Genomic DNA, 18,131 nt, shown 5'->3' with positions numbered 1-18,131 from the left:
GTGAAAATCAGGAAAAGATGAAAAAGCTACATTATATATATATCATAATCTTAGTTGCCTTCTTGCCAGCTTGTGAAGATTTCTTAGATAAGAATCCACCCGATCAATTGTCTTCAGAGGTGTTTTGGGAAAGTAGAGAGGATTTCGATTTTGCGTTAACAGCGGTATATGCTACGCTTCAAAACGGGATGTTTTCATACGGAATGCCCAATTGGGACGCTTTGACCGACAACGGATTCGGTCAACACAACTACTGGGGGAGTAATGGCATTGTCCAGGGAAATATTTTCCCTTCTACAGGAGGGTATATTACAGATATTTACAATGTCTCCTATAGGGCAATAGCCCGAATAAATATTTTTTTACGACAGTTGGAAGATTATTCAGGGGATGATTTAGACGAATCTGACCGCTCACGAATGGTAGGAGAGGCAAGATTTATTAGAGCTTATTACTATTTATATCTTTACAAGTCCTACGGAGAAGTTCCGCTTGTAACAGAACCACTTTCGCTAGAAAACCAGTTACAACCCAAAGCGAGTGCTTCTGAGGTGAAAAATCAAATTGTCGCAGACCTTGAATCGTCAATAAGCATTTTACCTGATGTTCATTTTGCATCAAACGGTGGCAGAGTAGTAAAATCAAGTGCTGAGTTATTACTGGCAAGGTTACATTTATATGATGGATATTTGAGTTCAACTGAATCCGATCCTGAATCGCTAGCTCGGGCTAGGGTCTTATTGGAGAGCGTGATGGGTGTTGGATATTCACTTGATCCGGAGTTCACCAATGTATTTAGAGATGGAAGCCAAGAAGGAAATCAAGAAATCATATTTTCGATCAAGTTTTTGGCTCCGAACAATTTCACGCCAATGGACCAATGGTTTGGTGATTGGTTGGTGGTTTCTCCGCTCCAAAACTTAGTTGATGAATTTGAATTCATTGATCCGGATCAGATAGGGCAGTCAGATGTTTATGACGAGGAATCAATTTTTCATGGAAGAGACCCCAGGTTACGGTATACTATCTTTGAGGACTTTGTGAAGTTTGATGATGGCACGACACACTCTCCGTCAAATAATAGACCAACAGGTTATGGCGTTGTGAAGTTTTTGTCTCCTGATTTGGTTCCCTATGGCTACGCTACCAGAAGTCAGCAGGACTGGGTAATGATGCGCTATGCAGATGTATTACTTTTGTATGCTGAAACTGTGAATGAATTGGAAGGGCCAACAACTGAAGTTTATGAATCACTAAACTTGATTCGTGCCCGGGTAGGGATGCCTCCATTGCCAAATGGACTTGACCAATCAGAAATGAGGGATCGTATCCGACATGAACGGCGTGTCGAGTTAGCATTTGAGGGTATGCGTTATTTTGATTTGAAAAGATGGAAAATAGCACATGAGGTATTGGATAATGTTACAGATGGAGTCATACCTTACAACTTTGAAGAGCGATTTTATCATTGGCCACTGCCACAGTCTGAAATTGATCGAAGTCAGGGTGTTCTGATCCAAAATCCAGATTATTGATATACTTTTTTTCAAAATATCTTAGCCGAAGCAACTTTAGAGTTGTTTCGGCTCTTTTATGAGGTGAGACTTGGGAGTACAATGGCATTTGCTTTAGCAGCTATTTAGATTGAGTGTTTGTTTTGAGATTGGTCTAGGTATGATCTGCGATTTGAATAGCGTTTTTTTGCAGGATACCCCGGTTAGAAATTACCAAGCTGAAGTTAGGTATAGATGTCAAGTTTGTCGAAAGACAGCTAAAATTTAAAGATTGCTTTTTTTGGTGTGCTTGATTTTTTGTCTACTTTAGGCTATCAGAGATGCAATTTATTATCTTTCTAAACCGACCAGATTGCCTCAGGTTTCCAGAAAATCTGACACACTGCACAGGTGGCACATAACTACCAAGAACTTCCGAGTAGGCGTAGATGAAAAGTGGCCAATTCCTCAGGCGGAGACAAACATCAACCCTAATCTTATTCAATAACCTATGATTATTTTGGGCATTCCATCCCGAGCTAAGTGACAAATTCTAACCAATAAAACTAATTTTAAACAGATAAAATATTAAGTGTAAATTATTCGATCAAACCCAAACGGGCTAGACTGAATAAAAGACCATAAACACATGCAAAGAAGAAAAGCCGTCAAAGTACTCGCATTAGGTGGATTAGGAACCTCCTTGCTTGCCGGAAATACGTTCGGGTCAAATACCCCGCCCAAGCCATTAGAAAGCACCTTTCAAAGTGATTGGGATCAATGGCCGAACCTGGATTGGATAGGCCCGGAATACTGGGGAAACCGCCTACAGGATTGGAAGATTGTGCAGGGAAAGGCGACTTGTGTGGTCAGTGGCAAAAACCGAACCCTGTATCATATGGGGATCCGGCTTTCCGACCGTCGCCAGGGGTTCCAGTGTACCGTGGCGTTTTCCCTTATCAACCGAGAGCACGCAGAAAGTTATGCCGGGCTAAGGCTTGGCGCAAAGGGTCCCTTTGATGACTACCGGTCAGCGGTTGTGTTTGGCACAGGATTGGATTGCGGGGTCAAAGGAGATGGCCGACTGTTTATAGGAGACAGGGTTTCGGAAGGGGCAATTGCCGATCTGTCAAATCCGATCCATCTGCAACTAAGGGCCATGCCGGATCAGGGTACATTTAGCCTACAATTGGAGGCGCTGCATCCCGTTTCCCATCAGGTGTTGACCGCAGTAAACGCTTCCGGGATCGCGCCGGAACAGTTGGTAGGTCAATTGGGACTGGTTTCCCACTCAGGTGGAGAAGCTGAAAACAAGGTGGAGACATCGGCGGAATTTATTTCCTGGGAGATGAGCGGCCAAAAACTTGATTACCACGCAGACCGTCAGTTTGGGCCGATCTGCTTCGCCTATTATACCCTGCACCAAAAGGAGCTAAGGCTGACGGCGCAAATGGCGCCTGTAGAAAATTTTGTACACCACAAAATCTACCTGGAATTATTTAAACATGGTATATGGGAGCAAGTTGCCGAGGCCACCATTAACCGCATGGGTAGGGTAGCGCAGTTTTTGGTCCGTGACTGGAACGGCTCGTCAGAGGTTCCTTACCGGGTGCGATTGGATTTGCCTTTTGCTAAGGGGCTAACGAAGTACTATTACGAAGGTAAGATTGCCGCTGAACCACTGTCACAGGCAGAGGTAAAAATGGCTGTTTTTAGCTGCAACGCAGACCACGGTTTTCCCGATCAGGAAGTCTCGGATAACGTGGGCAAACATCGGCCGGACATCGCCGTATTTCTGGGTGACCAGTTTTACGAGGGAACCGGTGGGTTTGGCATTGAAACGGCACCCACGGACAGGGCAAGTTTGGATTATCTCCGTAAGTGGTACATGTTTGGATGGTCTTATCGTGAGATTTTCCGGAACATACCCTGCATATTTATCCCAGATGACCACGATGTGTACCACGGGAATGTATGGGGCGAAGGAGGCAAAAAGGCCCCGGTGGAGCTGGGCTGGAGTTACGGCTCGCAGGATCAGGGAGGCTATAAAATGCCCCCCGATTGGGTCAACATGGTGCAATTAACCCAAACCGGCCACCTGCCGCCACCCTTTGATCCCTCTCCTCTGATACAAGGGATAGGCAGCTATTATACGGACTGGGTGTATGGCGGGATCAGTATGGCGATTTTGGAGGATCGGAAATTCAAATCTGCACCGAAGAATGTTTTGCCTGAGGAAGCTAAAGTACTCAATGGTTTTATTCAAAACCGGGAATTTGACATCAAGGCCCATTACCATATCGATGCAAACTTGTTGGGTGATCCTCAGATGGAGTTTTTGGAGAAGTGGTCCGAGGATTGGGGGGATGAGGTGGAGATGAAAGTGGCGCTCTCTCAGACCAATTTCTGTACCGTGGCCACGTTGCCTGAGGGAAGCATCATAGACAGCATTGTTCCCACTCTTCCCATTCCCAAGCTTGGCGAATACGTGCAGGGAGATGCGCCGACCACTGATATGGATTCCAATGGGTGGCCCCAAAAAGGAAGGGATAATGCCTTGCGGATGCTACGGAAGGCTTTTGCGCTGCACATTGCCGGAGATCAGCACTTGGCCAGTGTGGTACGGTATGGGATCGATGAGTTTGGGGACGCAGGCTATGCCTTTGCGGGACCCGCACTGAACAACTTATTTCCCCGGCGTTGGTGGCCTCCTGTTCCCGAAAATCACCAGCCCTTGGAGGGCCAACCCAAGTACACGGGGAACTTCTTTGACGGATTTGGAAATCGGATGACGGTTCATGCAGTTGCCAATCCCAGGCAAACCGGTCGTTTGCCCGCGAGGATTTATGACCGATCTACCGGTTATGGCATGGTGGTTTTCAACAAAAAGGAACGCACCATGCGGATCGAGTGCTGGCCCAGGTACGTGGATCCGATTACCTATCCAAAAGGACAATACAGCGGTTGGCCGATCACCATTAGCCAAGAGGACAATTATTCCAAAAAGGCCCTGGGATACCTGCCTGAACTGGATTTTCTGGAAGTAGAGAACCCTGTGGTAACGGTTATCCATGAGGCGACCGGAGAGAAGGAATACACCCTACGGGTAAAGGGAAGCCGATTTCGGCCCAAAGTGTTTCGGGAGGGAACCTTCCGGGTGCAGGTAAAAGCCAGTGAATCTGACTTCCCAAAGACCTTGGCAGGGCTTGCCATTGATACCCTTGGCGTAGCGTCCATTCAGGTGGAAGCAGGTGCCGATCCATTGGCCTGACCGAAAATGCCCCGATCTCAAAGAGATCTACTCTCCGAAAAGTAACTGAAGGCCCTCCAAAATGAAGCTGGAGGGCCTTTTCTCCGTCAAGGAAATCCGTATTAATGGGTGGGAGTTTTTTTGCTTAAGTGCCCAAGGGGTGAACCTTGTGTGTCGTTTTGACCCCTGAGCCAAATCAAACGCCCAAGAAACTTTCGAAATTAGCTTTACTGATTAGTTGTGTTTGATGCTGCGGATAGGCCTGAAGGAAGGAGGTAGAAAACTTTGCCTTTTTTTCCTTCTTGATTTCGTTTCGAAGGTTGCGGCTAAATGCCAGCAGCTTGAATATGACAAAAACCTTTTCAAGCAAATCCAAGTACCTTTCTACCGTTGCCGTATCAATATTGCCAACGGTTTGAGCCAATTCGTGATAGCTTACCTCACTACCCACCTGAAACGCCAATGCTTTCAATAATTTTTCGATTATATTCTAAAAATTAGGCCTAAAAATTAGAATAAAATTTAAAAAATACGCGTAATAATTAAAAATTAATGCTTACATCGGGTTTTTCTACCTACCGTCGAGGTGGTTCAATGCACTTGGGTAAAATAAATGCACTCCAGCCCTGACAAGGGTGCCGCCGTCATAATAATGGAGAAAGCGCAGCGGAATATCAGGGAGAAGAAAGTTTCCATCCAGATTCTTTTTGACGACGTTTTATCATTCCAGTTTTCCTCGGTTGATAAGAAAACACACCTTTTAGAGTTTACTCACAGGCGAGAAACAAGTATACCGGGGTGTCTTTTTTGGTGTAATTTAAACTTCTTGGCCCTAAAAGCTTTTTTAGGATAGGATACATCTGTATTTTCCGACTTTGTTTAACCCTTACTGAATAAAATGAAAACCTACTACAATCCCGAGGACCTCAAAAAATTTGGCAACATCACCGATCTCCAAAAGGCGATGGGAGATAAGTTTTTCGCTTACTATGCTGAAGTCTTCAAAGAAGGCGCCCTCACTGCCCGTGAAAAATCGCTGATAGCCTTGGCGGTCGCACATGCCATTCAGTGTCCCTATTGTATCGATGCTTACACGACAGATACCTTGGAGAAAGGATGTGATGAGGAGCAAATGATGGAGGCAGTGCACGTAGCAGCAGCCATACGGGGCGGTGCATCCTTGGTTCATGCCACCCAAATGATGAACAAGATCAATGAAATCTCCATGTAATGAAGTCCCTAAAAGCGCAGAATCATAGTTTGGCCAACCCGGAGGAGGAAATGCAAATCCTTGAGGAAACCCTTCCGGGAGGACGTTCCGATTTTAAGCACCATTTACAGACGATTGGGTTATTTCCCCTCCGGCCTACACTTTTGGAAATTTTCCAAATTAACGTGGGTAAGATGTGCAATCAGGTCTGTAAGCACTGCCATGTGGATGCAGGTCCTGACCGAAAGGAAATCATGACTCGGGAGACCATGACCCAGTGCCTATCCATTATCGAAAGGGAATCCAGCCTGACTACGGTCGACCTGACGGGTGGTGCACCGGAAATGAATCCTGAATTCAGGTGGTTTGTCTCCGAAATCAGAAGTCGAAGACCGGATATGAAGATTATCGTCCGATGCAATCTGACTATCATTCTGGCAAATCCGAAATTTCACGATTTACCGGTATTCTTTAAGGAAAACCAACTAGAGGTGGTGTCTTCCTTACCCTACTTTACGGCGATGAAAACAGATTCGCAAAGAGGAGAGGGGGTTTTTGACAAATCCATTCAGGCTTTGAAAATGCTTAACGCCGTTGGCTATGGGGAAGAAAATTCCGGTTTGACTCTCAATCTGGTGTACAATCCTTCCGGCGCCTTTTTGCCCGGTTCTCAGATTGAGTTGGAAGCTGAGTTTAAAAAGAAGCTTTGGGATCGGTATCAGATTAAATTCAACTCCTTATTTACGATCACCAATCTCCCAATTTCCCGATTTTTGGAATTTTTGCTTCGTTCCGGCAACTACGAGAATTACATGGAAAGGCTGATCGATGCGTTCAATCCCGTAGCTGCGGCAGGAGTCATGTGCAGGAACACCATTTCGGCAGGCTGGGACGGGTATCTGTATGACTGTGATTTCAATCAGATGCTGGATCTGAAAATCGATTCTGCAAAAACCCAGCATATTTCCCATTGGGATGCTAAAGCCATAGCAGAAAGGTCCATTGTGATCAATAATCATTGTTTTGGCTGCACGGCCGGTGCAGGGTCTAGCTGTGGAGGTGCCACGGCATAAAGTCAGTAATCAGTTGAGGATTCAAAAACGGGATGATCTTGGGAAAGGGATGCGATTTGCCTTTGAGGAAGCCAATTCCTTTTATAGGCGTGATTTTCTCATCGTGAAAAAGCGGAAATGCGTTGGATCTTTCTGTCGAAGGTACCTCGGAAGAAGTGACAGCACAAAATTGTCTTTTCGATGTTTTGATGGCTGAATAGTCGAAAATGGTAACTGATGGTGGCTCACAAATCCTAAGTAAAGGTTTCTACCCTGAGTAGTGATTTTTTTTTAACTTGCTTATGATTTGCAAAATAGCCCAACTCGCTTAGATTTAAGAAAAGAAAATCCACTAGATATCCAAGACCCATAAAATTTAGCTAGCAGTGATACCGACTTTCGGTAGGGTACAGGTTTTGACCACCAAAATACATTTATAAAAACATGAATCGAAGAGACGTATTGGCCAAGATGGGTGCGATTTCCGTTGGGATGGCCGCGCCAAGCCTGGCAAAAGGGGAAGTATACCATAAACCCTACCAAGTCCAACGCCGGAAAATCGATACCCAGGTAGTGGTGATAGGCGGGGGCACTGCCGGAGTCGTTGCGGCCATTCAGGCAGGCAGGGAAGGCATGAAAACCACCCTGATCGAAAGCGGCAGCCAACTGGGAGGTACCACGACCACCGGGGGGGTCTGTTTTCCTGGTATTTTTCACGCCTGGGGCAAACAGGTCATTGGGGGCATTGGTTGGGAACTCGTTCTGGAAGCCGTACGCCTGAACGACGATATCCTGCCCAATTTCTCCATCGTTCCCAATAACACCAGCATCCGCCACTGGAGGCATCAGGTGTCGGTAAACGGTGCCCTCTACGCCATGCTGGCAGAGGAAAAATGTGTGGAAGCGGGCGTGTCCATCCACTACTACGAAAGTCCAACGGAGGTCAAATTTCACAATGGGCGATGGACCGTAACAACCATGGGCAAAGGGGTGGTAAATGAGATCACCTGCGATCAGCTCATCGATTGTTCGGGTAATGCGGCAGCCGCCTCCATTGCAGGATTCAAACTTCTGAGAGAGGAGGACGTGCAGCCCGGATCTTTTATCTTCCGGTTGGGAGGATACGATTTCGATTCCCTGGACCTGTCCAAGATACCCCAAGAGTACCATAGCCGGCTTCGGCAAAACATGCTGATAAACGAGGAGGTGAAGGTGGAGTCTTCGGTAAACAACTTTCCGCCTACCGTGCCCTATAACTACGTCTATGTGCATGGTGCCGATTCCTCCTCGGCGGAACTCCATACCAAGGCAAATTTGGAGGGGCGTGCCGAGCTGCTCAAATTGATCAGGAAACTTCGGACCTTTCCGGGATGCGAGAAGCTGAAGCTGGTGACGGCGCAACCCGAAACCGCCGTCCGGGAGACGTATCGTATAGACGGACTGTACCAGGTCACCCACGAGGATTATGTCACCGGAAGGGTGTTTGAAGATTCGATTTCCTATTCCTTTTATCCGATTGACCTACATCGCAACGGACAGTCCATCTACCAGGAGTTTCTGAAAGAGGACGTGGTAGCAACCATCCCGTTGCGTGCGCTGATCCCAAAGGGCAGCCAAAATTTCCTGGTGGCCGGGCGTTGCCTAAGTAGCGATAGGCTTTCCAATTCGGCCTTGCGGGTGCAGGCATCCTGCATGGGCATGGGGCAGGCTGCCGCTGCGGCCGCCGTGCTGGCCATCAGACACCGGGTCACACCGGCCAACGTACCGCTGGCCGAGCTGAAAGCGATGATAAAGGAGCATGGTGGGATTGTTCCCCAAGCCCTGGCTTAACGTATAATACATGATCAGCTGGATCAACGGTTTTTTTGCCCTATTGACAATTATACTCCTCGCAGGGATCAGCGGGGAGAATATCCGCTATTTTCGGCCCGCCACCCTTACCCAGGAGGAGGGTACGGTGGCCGTATCCGTAGCCATCAACGATTCGTTGAGCAGACAGGAAATCCGAGGAAAAGACTTGTCCGGCGTTACTCCCTTAAACTACTCCATGGACCTCCATACGGGCATCTGCTTTGACAACAAGTGCAGGCCCCTGAAAATCGTGGTCTATTGGAACATTACCGGGAGGTACCTTGGCTTCGAGCTGCTGGATGGGGAGTACCTTAGCAAATACGACCACGAACCCTTCACCGATGCGGAGTACGAGCAGCTCCACGCTCTCTTAGCGGATCCTTTTCTGCCTTTGGGAAACTATTCCTTTGAAGAACTGGTGAAAATACCTGACACCGGATCGGATGAGGTGGACGGGGTTTCCGGGGCTACTTCCAAGGAGGTGCTGCAATACGTGGTGGAGGGGGCCGCCTACACCACGCACAAGCTTTGGAACATTGTTCATGGCGAAACCCGGGAGCAGGTCAGCGCCTTGACCGAAGCAAGCCTGGATTCCCATCTCTTTTCAAAGATCCTGGAAAGCCCCGATCCAAGTGACCAAACCTGGGCTGCCGAACGGGTGGCATTGCTCCAAAAGATGGACCATGAAGCGTTAGCTGCTGTCGTCCGCCTGCTTCGCGAGGGCGACTACTTTCAGGGATACCTGTTGCTTAGGTCACTTTCCCCGGAGCAGATGGAGTCGGATAACCTACAGCTGGAGCTTTTCAAGTTGATCGGAACGGTTGGTTCCAATTTGGAGACGGCGGTAATCGAACGGTTGTCTGAGGTAAGTAGACTTAGCCCCTCTGCGTTGGATCACTCCTTTGGCATGATCGGTGGGCTGAGTGGGCAGCAAGTAATCCGATTGTTAAAACTATATGATAGACATGACGTTCGGGAACCCAAACTCTATGAGGCACTGAAGGGTTTGTTACCGCACGAAAATGCGTTTGTAGGACGACAGGTTGCTCATTTTCTAGAACGTTAGGAAAAGACAACCGTTGGAAAAGTAGGTAACCTGACAAAAACTGCAATGCGTGCATAGCGTCCATTTAGGAGTAAGTAGACACCATCCTATCTATTTCAGGGTATCCATTTAGACATTCCCTCCCAGACCTAACCAAAGGGCCTTCCAAGTACTCTTGGAGGGCCTTTATTCGTTTAGCCAAACCGGTCTCCTACGGATAACGACATCCCTGCGAAGTTCCTTTGGGCGAATACTCCGGTTCCTTTTCTCCCTTGGTCCAAATCACACGCCTAGGAAGCCTTCTAAATTAAGTTTCCTGTGACGGAGGCTATTTTCTACTAGGTAGTGTACCCGAAAAAGAAACCCCGACTGAATTCCCGGAGAAAACTTCACCTTGCCGATCCGTATAGTTCATGGGTGTATAAGTCAAGGCAAACCATTTATATCCAAACTCGAATCGTGCGTTGGTCGAACTTGTGTAAGATACATCTGGAAAAAATTCATCTCCCCTTAATTTAGGGCTTAAATGGGTAGTAATGCCAACCCCAAACCGGAAGTCCTCATTGATTTTCCAAAAGGGCGTCAAGTGAACAGGAAACCTCAAAAACATAATGTTTGCATCATCGGCTGCGGTGGGTGACCACTTTAAACTGATGGCGGAGCGAACCATCAACTGCTTTACGTTGGCAAATTGAAATTCTCCGCCAACTCCTAAGTTGATTCCTTGGCCCGCACGCATGGTTTGATCATTGCCATTGGTGAAGAATACTTGAAGGATTTCATCACCACCCCAATCAAAACCCGCATCAATTAAAAATTTAGCGGTAATTGGTTTCTCAGCGCTTTGTGGGAATACTTGTGTTGCACTGAATAATAAGGCAAAGCACAAAGCAAGAAATGCTTTTTTCATACGGTGTTTTAAGGTTGATGGATTTTGAAAACGTTACTTGATTTTTAAAATTAATTTCGGGTATGATTTATACGAAAGCTAGGCAGAACTCCAGTCATTTCCAATGGGCATTAGTTAAATAATTTTTACCTAAAAAAGCTTTGACCTAACCAAAAATCAACCCGCGTTTTCCCGCCTTTTTTGAAGAAGCTGGCAAGGCCTTTTTTTATCCCAATACTGAGTCCAAACTATACTTAATGGAGCTTGGGAAACCTGTCTGTCTTCATAGCCGGCAAAATCAGTCTTGGTGGAATTTAGATAGCGTCACATTGGTTTTTAATTTAAGAAACAGGCCTGAAATTCAGATTATTATCGAAAAATTAGGCTTAAAAATTAGCATAGAATTCGCAAGGAATTAGTTAACGATTCTTAGTTGCCATTTTTTTAATTAAAATCCACTCACTTTCCCCAGAGCAGATGGAGTCGGATAACCTACAGCTGGAGCTTTTCAAGTTGATCGGAACGGTTGGTTCCAATTTGGAGACGGCGGTAATCGAACGGTTGTCTGAGGTAAGTAGACTTAGCCCCTCTGCGTTGGATCACTCCTTTGGCATGATCGGTGGGCTGAGTGGGCAGCAAGTAATCCGATAGTTAAAATTATATGATAGACATGACGTTCGGGAACCTAAACTCTACGAGGCACTGAAGGGCTTGTTACCGCACGAAAATGCGTTTGTAGGACGGCAGGTTGCTCAGTTTTTGGAACGTGAGGGCGAAACAGTCAACTAAGTAAATCAATCTTTGTAACCAGATGCCCCTATCTAGGTCTAGTTTGCCCACCCTTCTTTCCGGCCCAAGCCTAAATCAGTCCACAGGACTGATTTAACGGACTTCAGCTGAGTGTAGTTTGCAACTACATCCTCCAATGATCCACGGCTATCAAACAACCTAAACCCGCATAGTTTCATCTGTTTATTTTTTGTTTTTCAAAGGTCAGATGGAATCTCGCTATTATAAATTCATTTATTCGATGGTTTTGTCACGCTCGATTTCTTGCTCTTGAACACAAAAAGTTTCCCATAGCTAAAAATAGGTTATCCGTGTAGAAATTTCCGATCTCCATATTGCGAACATATGTTTACTAAGACGTTCTTTAGTAGGTCATTGCAAATGGTATCAATGGGATTACTCCTGCAAAGGAGGTTAGGAATAGTCGGGTGTAGCCGATTCAACACCCGGTCTGGGCGGTTAAAGGTGCGGTCGGTTGTTTATGCTTTAAATTTTCTTGGGTCTTTCCGGTTGGGTCTAAAGCTTACAACCTCAATATGGTCTTGCCTGATGCGGTAATAAATACTCGTCTGTTTACTGAAAGGGCATTTTCTCAGACCTTCCCTTCTTTTGGATATACGGTACATTTCGGGGGTCTTCGATATCCTATCTAGCGTCTTTTCAATACTGATATAGATTTCTTCCGCCTTCTTCAGCCCAAACCTCTGAACAATATATTCCAATAACTCTATTTCCTCATGCCTGGCACGAAGCGAATAGCGGACCGTCAATGCCAAACCTAAAACTTGAACCGGTTTTTGATTTCTTCCCGGACGGATTTATGGGAGACGTACTGGCCTTTATCTAGTTGCTCCAACCCTTCATCGATGGCCGCTCGGTCTTCCGCACTTAACTCTTCCCAAAAATCCACCTCCTCCTCGATGTTTAAAAGTGATTTGATTGCATTCAGAAGATGTTCATCATTGCTGTTGATTATTTCCGATATGATCCTGTATTTTATCGCGTTGTCCATCAAATGGTGTTTAAATTTTCAAATAAAGGTAACGATTTTTATGTTCAGTTAAGTATCGTTCACTCCTGCAAATGGTATTTCTGGTTCTTTTTTTCAGTTTTTCGGTGTTGTCAGCACGTATTCTTTTCCCCATCTTGGTCTACCTTTCTATCCTTTCCAATTTGCAATTGGAAATGGACGGAACTACCAATAATATACCCGTATCAAACCACCTAATCCCGCATAATTCATCTGTTTATAATTTGTTCTTAAGCGGTCAGATCGAATCTCTCTATTATAAATTCATTAATTCGATGGTTTCGTCACGCTTGATTTCCTGCGCTTGAACACATTTAGTCTCCCATGGCTAAAAATAGGGTATCCGTGTAGCATTCACAATTCAAACACAAGGACTGTAGTTAGTTGACGGCTGTTTGGTTAGCCTTCCTTTTCAAGACCAAGCAAGCCGAGTTCGAAATAGCTGAAGCAGGGTTTTGCCGTTTGTCAAAAATACTTGGGCTCCTTTGCGGTATAGTTGGTTGGGTTTTGTTTTTTTGTTAAACAATAAGCTTTTTTTTCAACGACCATGATACAAAAACTCATCCTGATCTACCTAAGTGTTTTCATCCTTTCGGCTTCATTCGCCCAGGAAGCCCTTCCGGTTTACCAACCTACGAAGGTCAAGGCCTCGCGGGATTGGCTGTTGTATCAGGCCAACCAACCGGCGGCACTTTACACGACACCGAATGGGCATCTGGTTCTAAGCAACGGCTTGGTTAGCCGTGCTTTTTCTATTGCTCCGAACGGGGCCACCATCGGTGTGGATCACCTGCAGACCGGAGAATCGTTTTTGCGGTCGGTGCGGCCCGAAGCAGAAGTGCAGATTGATGGGATCTTGTTCGATGTAGGTGGCTTGGTCGGACAGCCCATTCATAATTACCTGCTTCCGGAATGGCTGGAATCCATGGAGGCAAGTCCCGGATCCTTTAAGCTCCAAGGGTATCGCATAGCCGAAACCAAAGAGCGCTTTTCGTGGAAAAAGCGCAAGGATTGGATGCCCAAAGACATGCCTTGGCCGGCACCGGGAAAAGAACTGGTGTTTTCGTATAAACTGGATGAGGCTGCTTTGGAGGAGCTTGGAAAACGTCTGAACTCTGATGAGGGGCGTGAACGGCTGGTGGATGATGCCTTTGAATCCCTGCGCAACGAATGGAAACGCGTTGAATCCGATGCAGATGAACGTAATTCTTTTATCAACGAAGGAAAAGCGGGTGAAATCATGGCCTTGGCAAATACAGCGGTATATGCCGAGCAATCGGTGTTGCCGCAAGCGTCGGTTTTCATCGCTCGCATCAATCCGGGCACGGATAAGAGCAGCTCTTGGGGGCCAGGTATTGGACTCGTTTTTTCCGATCGGGTAGTGAAGCTTAATCTTCGTCCGGGAGATAAGGCGATTGGATTCTTTGATGGAGAGAAAGAGTTGGTTGTAAAGGGTTTGTCACCGGGAGTTTCGGTATGGCTACGGATGGAATTGCGCGACAACAAGCTGCTGGCTTTCTGGTCTTACGATAACAACGTGTGGACACCGGCAGGAGAGGTCGCATATGCGCAGTCTCCCGTATCTGTGCGGGTAGGAAAGATGGATCCAACCGGCAAAAACAGTGATCATCCTACCGCCAAAGGCCAATCGGAGCGAAGCAGGATAGAGGCGTTTTACATGCTCGGGGAGACCAAGGGCAACGATTCGCCGTTGGAGGCATACCGCTATTTGAAAGAAATTACCGTAAATATTCACTATGAACTTTATGACGGTCTGCCGGTGATTGGCAAGTGGATCACAGTAAAGAACCATTCCGGAAAAGCGATTACGCTAAACACCTTCAAAAGTGAAATTCTCGCTGTAACCGAGCCGGAAAGTCATGTGGACCCGACGGAAAAATGGCTTTATCCCAATATCACCGTAGAGACAGACTATAACTTTGGAGGCATGACGGCCGAAAACATCTTTCGCTCCAGTATTGCTTGGAAGACCGATCCGCTGTACCTGACACAGGTGAATTATGAGCGCACCACACCAGTTCTTTTGGAGGTTGCGCCGAAATACGGCCCCGAGCAGGAAATATTGCCCGGAGGGACATTTGCTTCATATCGCGTCTGGGAGCTTTTTCACGATTCGTGGGAACGGGAGAGAAAAGGATTGGAACACCGGAGAATGATGCGGGCCATGGCTCCGTGGGTAACTGAAAACCCGATACTGATGCATGTGCGGAGTGCCGAAACCGAGGCGGTCAAGAAGGCCATCGACCAAAGTGCCGAAGTGGGCTTCGAGATGGTCATCATGACCTTTGGAAGTGGGTTTAATGCCGAAGATGACAGCGAGGAAAACATCCACCGAATCAAAAGCCTGGTGGATTATGCCCATAGCAAAGGAGTGGCCTTGGGAGGTTATTCGTTGTTGGCGAGCCGCCGCATCGGAGGTGGGCATGATGTGGTGATGCCGGAAGGAATGACTCCTCGATTTGGGAACTCCCCCTGTCTGGAAAGTGAATGGGGGCACGCTTATTTTGGCAAGCTGTACAATCTTTACCAAAAAACCGGTATGGATGTGTTCGAACACGATGGTTCCTATCCGGGGGACGTCTGCGCGGCGGAGCACCATCCGGGGCACCGGGGATTGGCCGACTCCCAATGGAATCAGTACAGCCGCATTGCTGATTTTTACCAGTGGAGTCGTTCGGAAGGCATTTATCTCAATATTCCCGATTATTATTTCTTGGCCGGCAGCAACAAGACGGCCATGGGATACCGGGAGACAAATTGGTCCCTGCCAAGGGAGCAGCAGGAAATCATCGAACGGCAGAATATCTTTGACGGTACTTGGACCAAAACCCCCAGTATGGGTTGGATGTTCGTGCCTTTGGTGGAATACCATGGAGGGGGGGAAGCCGCCACTATAGAACCATTGAGGGAGCATTTGCCGCATTACGGGCAGCGCATGGCCAATCTCTTTGGGGCAGGGGTGCAGGCCACCTACCGTGGGCCGCAGCTGTACGACGCGCCGGAAACCAAAGAGATGGTGGAGCATTGGGTTGGTTTTTACAAAAAACACCGGGAAGTGCTGGATGCCGATATTATCCACCTCCGCCGACCCGATGGACGGGACTGGGACGGGATTCTACACGTAAATCCCTCCGGGCAGGAAAAGGGATTACTGATGCTTTACAATCCGCTGGATGAGGATATCCGACGGACTGTTCAGGTGCCGGTTTATTACACCGGTCTAGACGATACCGTGCTGGTAGAGGACCAATGGGGACAAACCGAGAGGATGGAGGTAAGTCGCAATTACCATATCAGTCTGGAAGTTTCTATCCCAAAAAAGGGATATGCGTATTTTATCTTGAAATAGAACTATAAATATGATACCTGCTACGCTGTTTTTATATATTCTTGGGTTCTGGTTTTCAGCATTGTCTGAACCAACCACCCTATACCTTGCGCCGAATGGATTGGATACCAATCCCGGTACACAGGAAGCGCCTCTATTGTCCTTGACGGGAGCTCGGGATTTGATCCGGAAGCTGCAAACCTCCGATACGGTCTATGTGAAGATAGCACCTGGGGATTACCATTTGACAAAGCCCTTGGAGCTCACATCCGCCGATGCGACACCGATCGTGTTTGAGGGGATGGACGATCGGGTTACCTTTTATGGAGGGGTTTCCATTTCCGGTTGGGAAAGGGTTAGCGACAGGTTGTGGAGGGCACCTGTCCCTTTGCCCTATCACGGCAGAGCTGGCTTTGAGCAACTTTTTGTAAATGGTGAGCGGGCCATCCGTGCCAGAATGCCCAATACGGGGTTTTTCCAAGTGAAGGCAGTGGAAGAAACGATAGTGGACAGGGGGCGGGATCGTTTGCCGGAATTTGCCATTCAAAAAATCTCCCTAGATCCCGGGGATGCAGGCTTTTTGCAAGAGGAGAGTCCTGTTAATATCAAAAATGCGGTGATCACGTTCTATCACAAATGGGATGTTACGCGCAAGTACATCGACCATTTTGATCCCGATTCGTCTGCGGTATACATTCGGGGGAAGGGCATGCAGCCCTGGAATCAGCTCGATGGCATAACCAAGTACAGAATCGAAAACATACCGGTAGCGTTGGATGCACCGGGGGAATGGTTGGTAAAGGAAGACCGCTACGTGTATTACATTCCCAGAGAAGGGGATGAGCTTGCGTCTTTGTCGGCTTATGTGCCCATCACGGACAAATTCATGATCATTAGGGGGGATAAGTCAAACCCGGTCAAGAACAAAATCTTCAAGAATATCCGCTTTAAAGTAGCGGGATACCAATTGCCCAAGCAGGGCGATGATCCGTTGCAGGCAGCTGCGCCCTTGGAGGCAAGTATCATGGTGGATTATGCGGATCACATCGTATTTGAAAACTGTGAGATCGCACATACAGGCTTGTATGGTGTTTGGTTTAGAAGACAAGTTACCAATAGCAAAATCAAAAGCTCTTATTTGCACGACTTGGGAGCGGGCGGGGTGAAGATCGGTGATTTCCTCTATCATGAGGAGGACAAAGAGGTATCGGCCAACAATTTGGTTCATAACAGCATCATACGTGACGGCGGCCATTTGTTTCCCAGTGCGGTGGGAGTGATCGTTTTCCATGCCCGCGATAACGAAATCTCCCACAACGAGATTGCGGATTTTAGGTATTCGGGCATTTCGGTGGGATGGATGTGGGGTTACGAAGCTACCAAGGTGGCAACCAACGTGCCGGATAAACACGGTCTTTCGAGATGGCGAGAAGATCACCTGAAAAGTCCCGCTACGGGCAACGTTATCGCTTACAATCATATCCATCACCTGGGATGGGGGGAGCTTTCGGATATGGGTGGAGTCTACATTTTATCCGAGGCCTTTGGTACCCATGTGCACCATAATGTTATCCACCACGTTTACTCGGCTACCTATGGAGGCTGGGGCCTGTACACCGACGAGGGAGCCACCCACGTTACCATGGAGAACAACCTGCTATATGACTGCAAGAACTCTGGCTTTCATCAGCACTACGGAAAGGAAAACACGATACGGAACAATATTTTTGCCTTTAATCTCAAGGGACAATTGCAGTTTACACGTGTAGAAAAGCACCGTTCCTTTGACTTTGTCCATAACATCGTGTACGCATCTAGTGGTGACATGCTTTTGGGCAACGTAAAGGATGCTGACATCAGGATGGAGAACAACTGCTATTGGGATACCCGTACGAGGGAGCCGTTGTTTCAAAATATGCCTTTCCGGGAATGGAAAAAGCACAAGGATAAAAACTCTATCCTGGCAGATCCAGGATTTGTGGACGCGGAAAACCGTGATTTCCGGTTGAAATCCCTCTCCGTTGCCCGTAAGATTGGTTTTAAGCCATTTGATTATACCCAAGCTGGCGTATATGGGTCGGAGGAGTGGAAACAGCTCGCCAAGTTGGATGATGCAAAATTGGCAGCCTTTGACGCGATTGTGCGGGAGATGGAAAAATAAGGTAAAACGATC

General features: G+C 47.2%; 13 protein-coding genes. 9 read left to right on the top strand and 4 right to left on the bottom strand.

Going from position 1 to position 18,131, the window contains the following annotated elements; translation table 11 throughout:
* Positions 1-17 precede the first annotated feature (17 nt).
* Together IAQ59_RS02485 and IAQ59_RS02480 are read left to right on the top strand one after the other, a co-directional pair.
* Positions 18-1,535, top strand: a complete 1,518-nt coding sequence (locus IAQ59_RS02485) for a RagB/SusD family nutrient uptake outer membrane protein (protein WP_209329200.1) — start codon at positions 18-20, stop codon at positions 1,533-1,535.
* Between the two features lie 607 nt (positions 1,536-2,142).
* The gene (locus IAQ59_RS02480; protein WP_209329199.1) at positions 2,143-4,764 is read left to right on the top strand and encodes an alkaline phosphatase D family protein; all 2,622 of its coding nucleotides are present in this window, start codon (positions 2,143-2,145) and stop codon (positions 4,762-4,764) included.
* A 175-nt stretch (positions 4,765-4,939) separates the two neighbouring features.
* Here IAQ59_RS02480 and IAQ59_RS02475 read toward each other — a convergent pair whose 3' ends face one another.
* Positions 4,940-5,215, bottom strand: a complete 276-nt coding sequence (locus IAQ59_RS02475; protein WP_209329198.1) for a DUF4143 domain-containing protein — start codon at positions 5,213-5,215, stop codon at positions 4,940-4,942.
* A gap of 426 nt (positions 5,216-5,641) precedes the next feature.
* On the opposite strand from IAQ59_RS02475, the gene IAQ59_RS02470 reads away from it, so the two are divergent.
* The 4 genes from IAQ59_RS02470 to IAQ59_RS02455 all read left to right on the top strand — a co-directional run bounded on the left by IAQ59_RS02470 (position 5,642) and on the right by IAQ59_RS02455 (position 9,922).
* Positions 5,642-5,974 carry an arsenosugar biosynthesis-associated peroxidase-like protein gene (locus tag IAQ59_RS02470; protein WP_209329197.1) on the top strand — a complete coding sequence of 111 codons (333 nt, stop codon included), beginning with the start codon at positions 5,642-5,644 and terminating at the stop codon, positions 5,972-5,974.
* Positions 5,974-7,026: an arsenosugar biosynthesis radical SAM (seleno)protein ArsS gene (gene arsS, locus IAQ59_RS02465; protein WP_209329196.1), complete on the top strand. Its 1,053-nt coding sequence runs from the start codon at positions 5,974-5,976 to the stop codon at positions 7,024-7,026. Before IAQ59_RS02470 ends, arsS begins: the two co-directional genes overlap by 1 nt.
* Positions 7,027-7,449: 423 nt before the next feature.
* A complete protein-coding gene (locus IAQ59_RS02460) occupies positions 7,450-8,835 on the top strand; it encodes an FAD-dependent oxidoreductase (RefSeq protein ID WP_209329195.1) in 1,386 nt (461 codons plus the stop codon).
* Between the two features lie 10 nt (positions 8,836-8,845).
* Positions 8,846-9,922 (top strand): hypothetical protein, encoded by a 1,077-nt coding sequence (locus tag IAQ59_RS02455; RefSeq protein WP_209329194.1) that lies wholly within the window; start codon positions 8,846-8,848, stop codon positions 9,920-9,922.
* 307 nt (positions 9,923-10,229) lie between these two features.
* Here IAQ59_RS02455 and IAQ59_RS02450 read toward each other — a convergent pair whose 3' ends face one another.
* Positions 10,230-10,811: a hypothetical protein gene (locus IAQ59_RS02450; RefSeq protein WP_209329193.1), complete on the bottom strand. Its 582-nt coding sequence runs from the start codon at positions 10,809-10,811 to the stop codon at positions 10,230-10,232.
* Between the two features lie 456 nt (positions 10,812-11,267).
* Between IAQ59_RS02450 and IAQ59_RS02445 the strand changes: the two genes are divergently transcribed.
* Positions 11,268-11,441, top strand: a complete 174-nt coding sequence (locus IAQ59_RS02445; RefSeq protein ID WP_209329192.1) for a hypothetical protein — start codon at positions 11,268-11,270, stop codon at positions 11,439-11,441.
* A 617-nt stretch (positions 11,442-12,058) separates the two neighbouring features.
* Here the strand turns inward: IAQ59_RS02445 and IAQ59_RS22705 are convergent.
* On the bottom strand, positions 12,059-12,349 hold the full coding sequence (locus IAQ59_RS22705; protein ID WP_425342596.1) for a type II toxin-antitoxin system RelE/ParE family toxin: 291 nt from the start codon (positions 12,347-12,349) through the stop codon (positions 12,059-12,061).
* Positions 12,350-12,357: 8 nt separating this feature from the next.
* On the bottom strand, positions 12,358-12,591 hold the full coding sequence (locus IAQ59_RS02435) for a hypothetical protein (RefSeq protein WP_209329190.1): 234 nt from the start codon (positions 12,589-12,591) through the stop codon (positions 12,358-12,360).
* A gap of 565 nt (positions 12,592-13,156) precedes the next feature.
* On the opposite strand from IAQ59_RS02435, the gene IAQ59_RS02430 reads away from it, so the two are divergent.
* Positions 13,157-15,979 (top strand): beta/alpha barrel domain-containing protein, encoded by a 2,823-nt coding sequence (locus IAQ59_RS02430; RefSeq protein WP_209329189.1) that lies wholly within the window; start codon positions 13,157-13,159, stop codon positions 15,977-15,979.
* Between the two features lie 10 nt (positions 15,980-15,989).
* Entirely contained in the window at positions 15,990-18,119 is a 2,130-nt protein-coding gene (locus IAQ59_RS02425) for a right-handed parallel beta-helix repeat-containing protein (RefSeq protein ID WP_209329188.1), read from the top strand.
* Positions 18,120-18,131 lie beyond the last annotated feature (12 nt).

It is taken from the genome of Lunatimonas salinarum (assembly GCF_017811155.1).
In the GTDB taxonomy this organism is placed as follows: domain Bacteria; phylum Bacteroidota; class Bacteroidia; order Cytophagales; family Cyclobacteriaceae; genus Lunatimonas; species Lunatimonas salinarum.
Note: the sequence above shows the minus strand (reverse complement) of the source record. Positions and strands in the feature narration are given on the sequence as shown.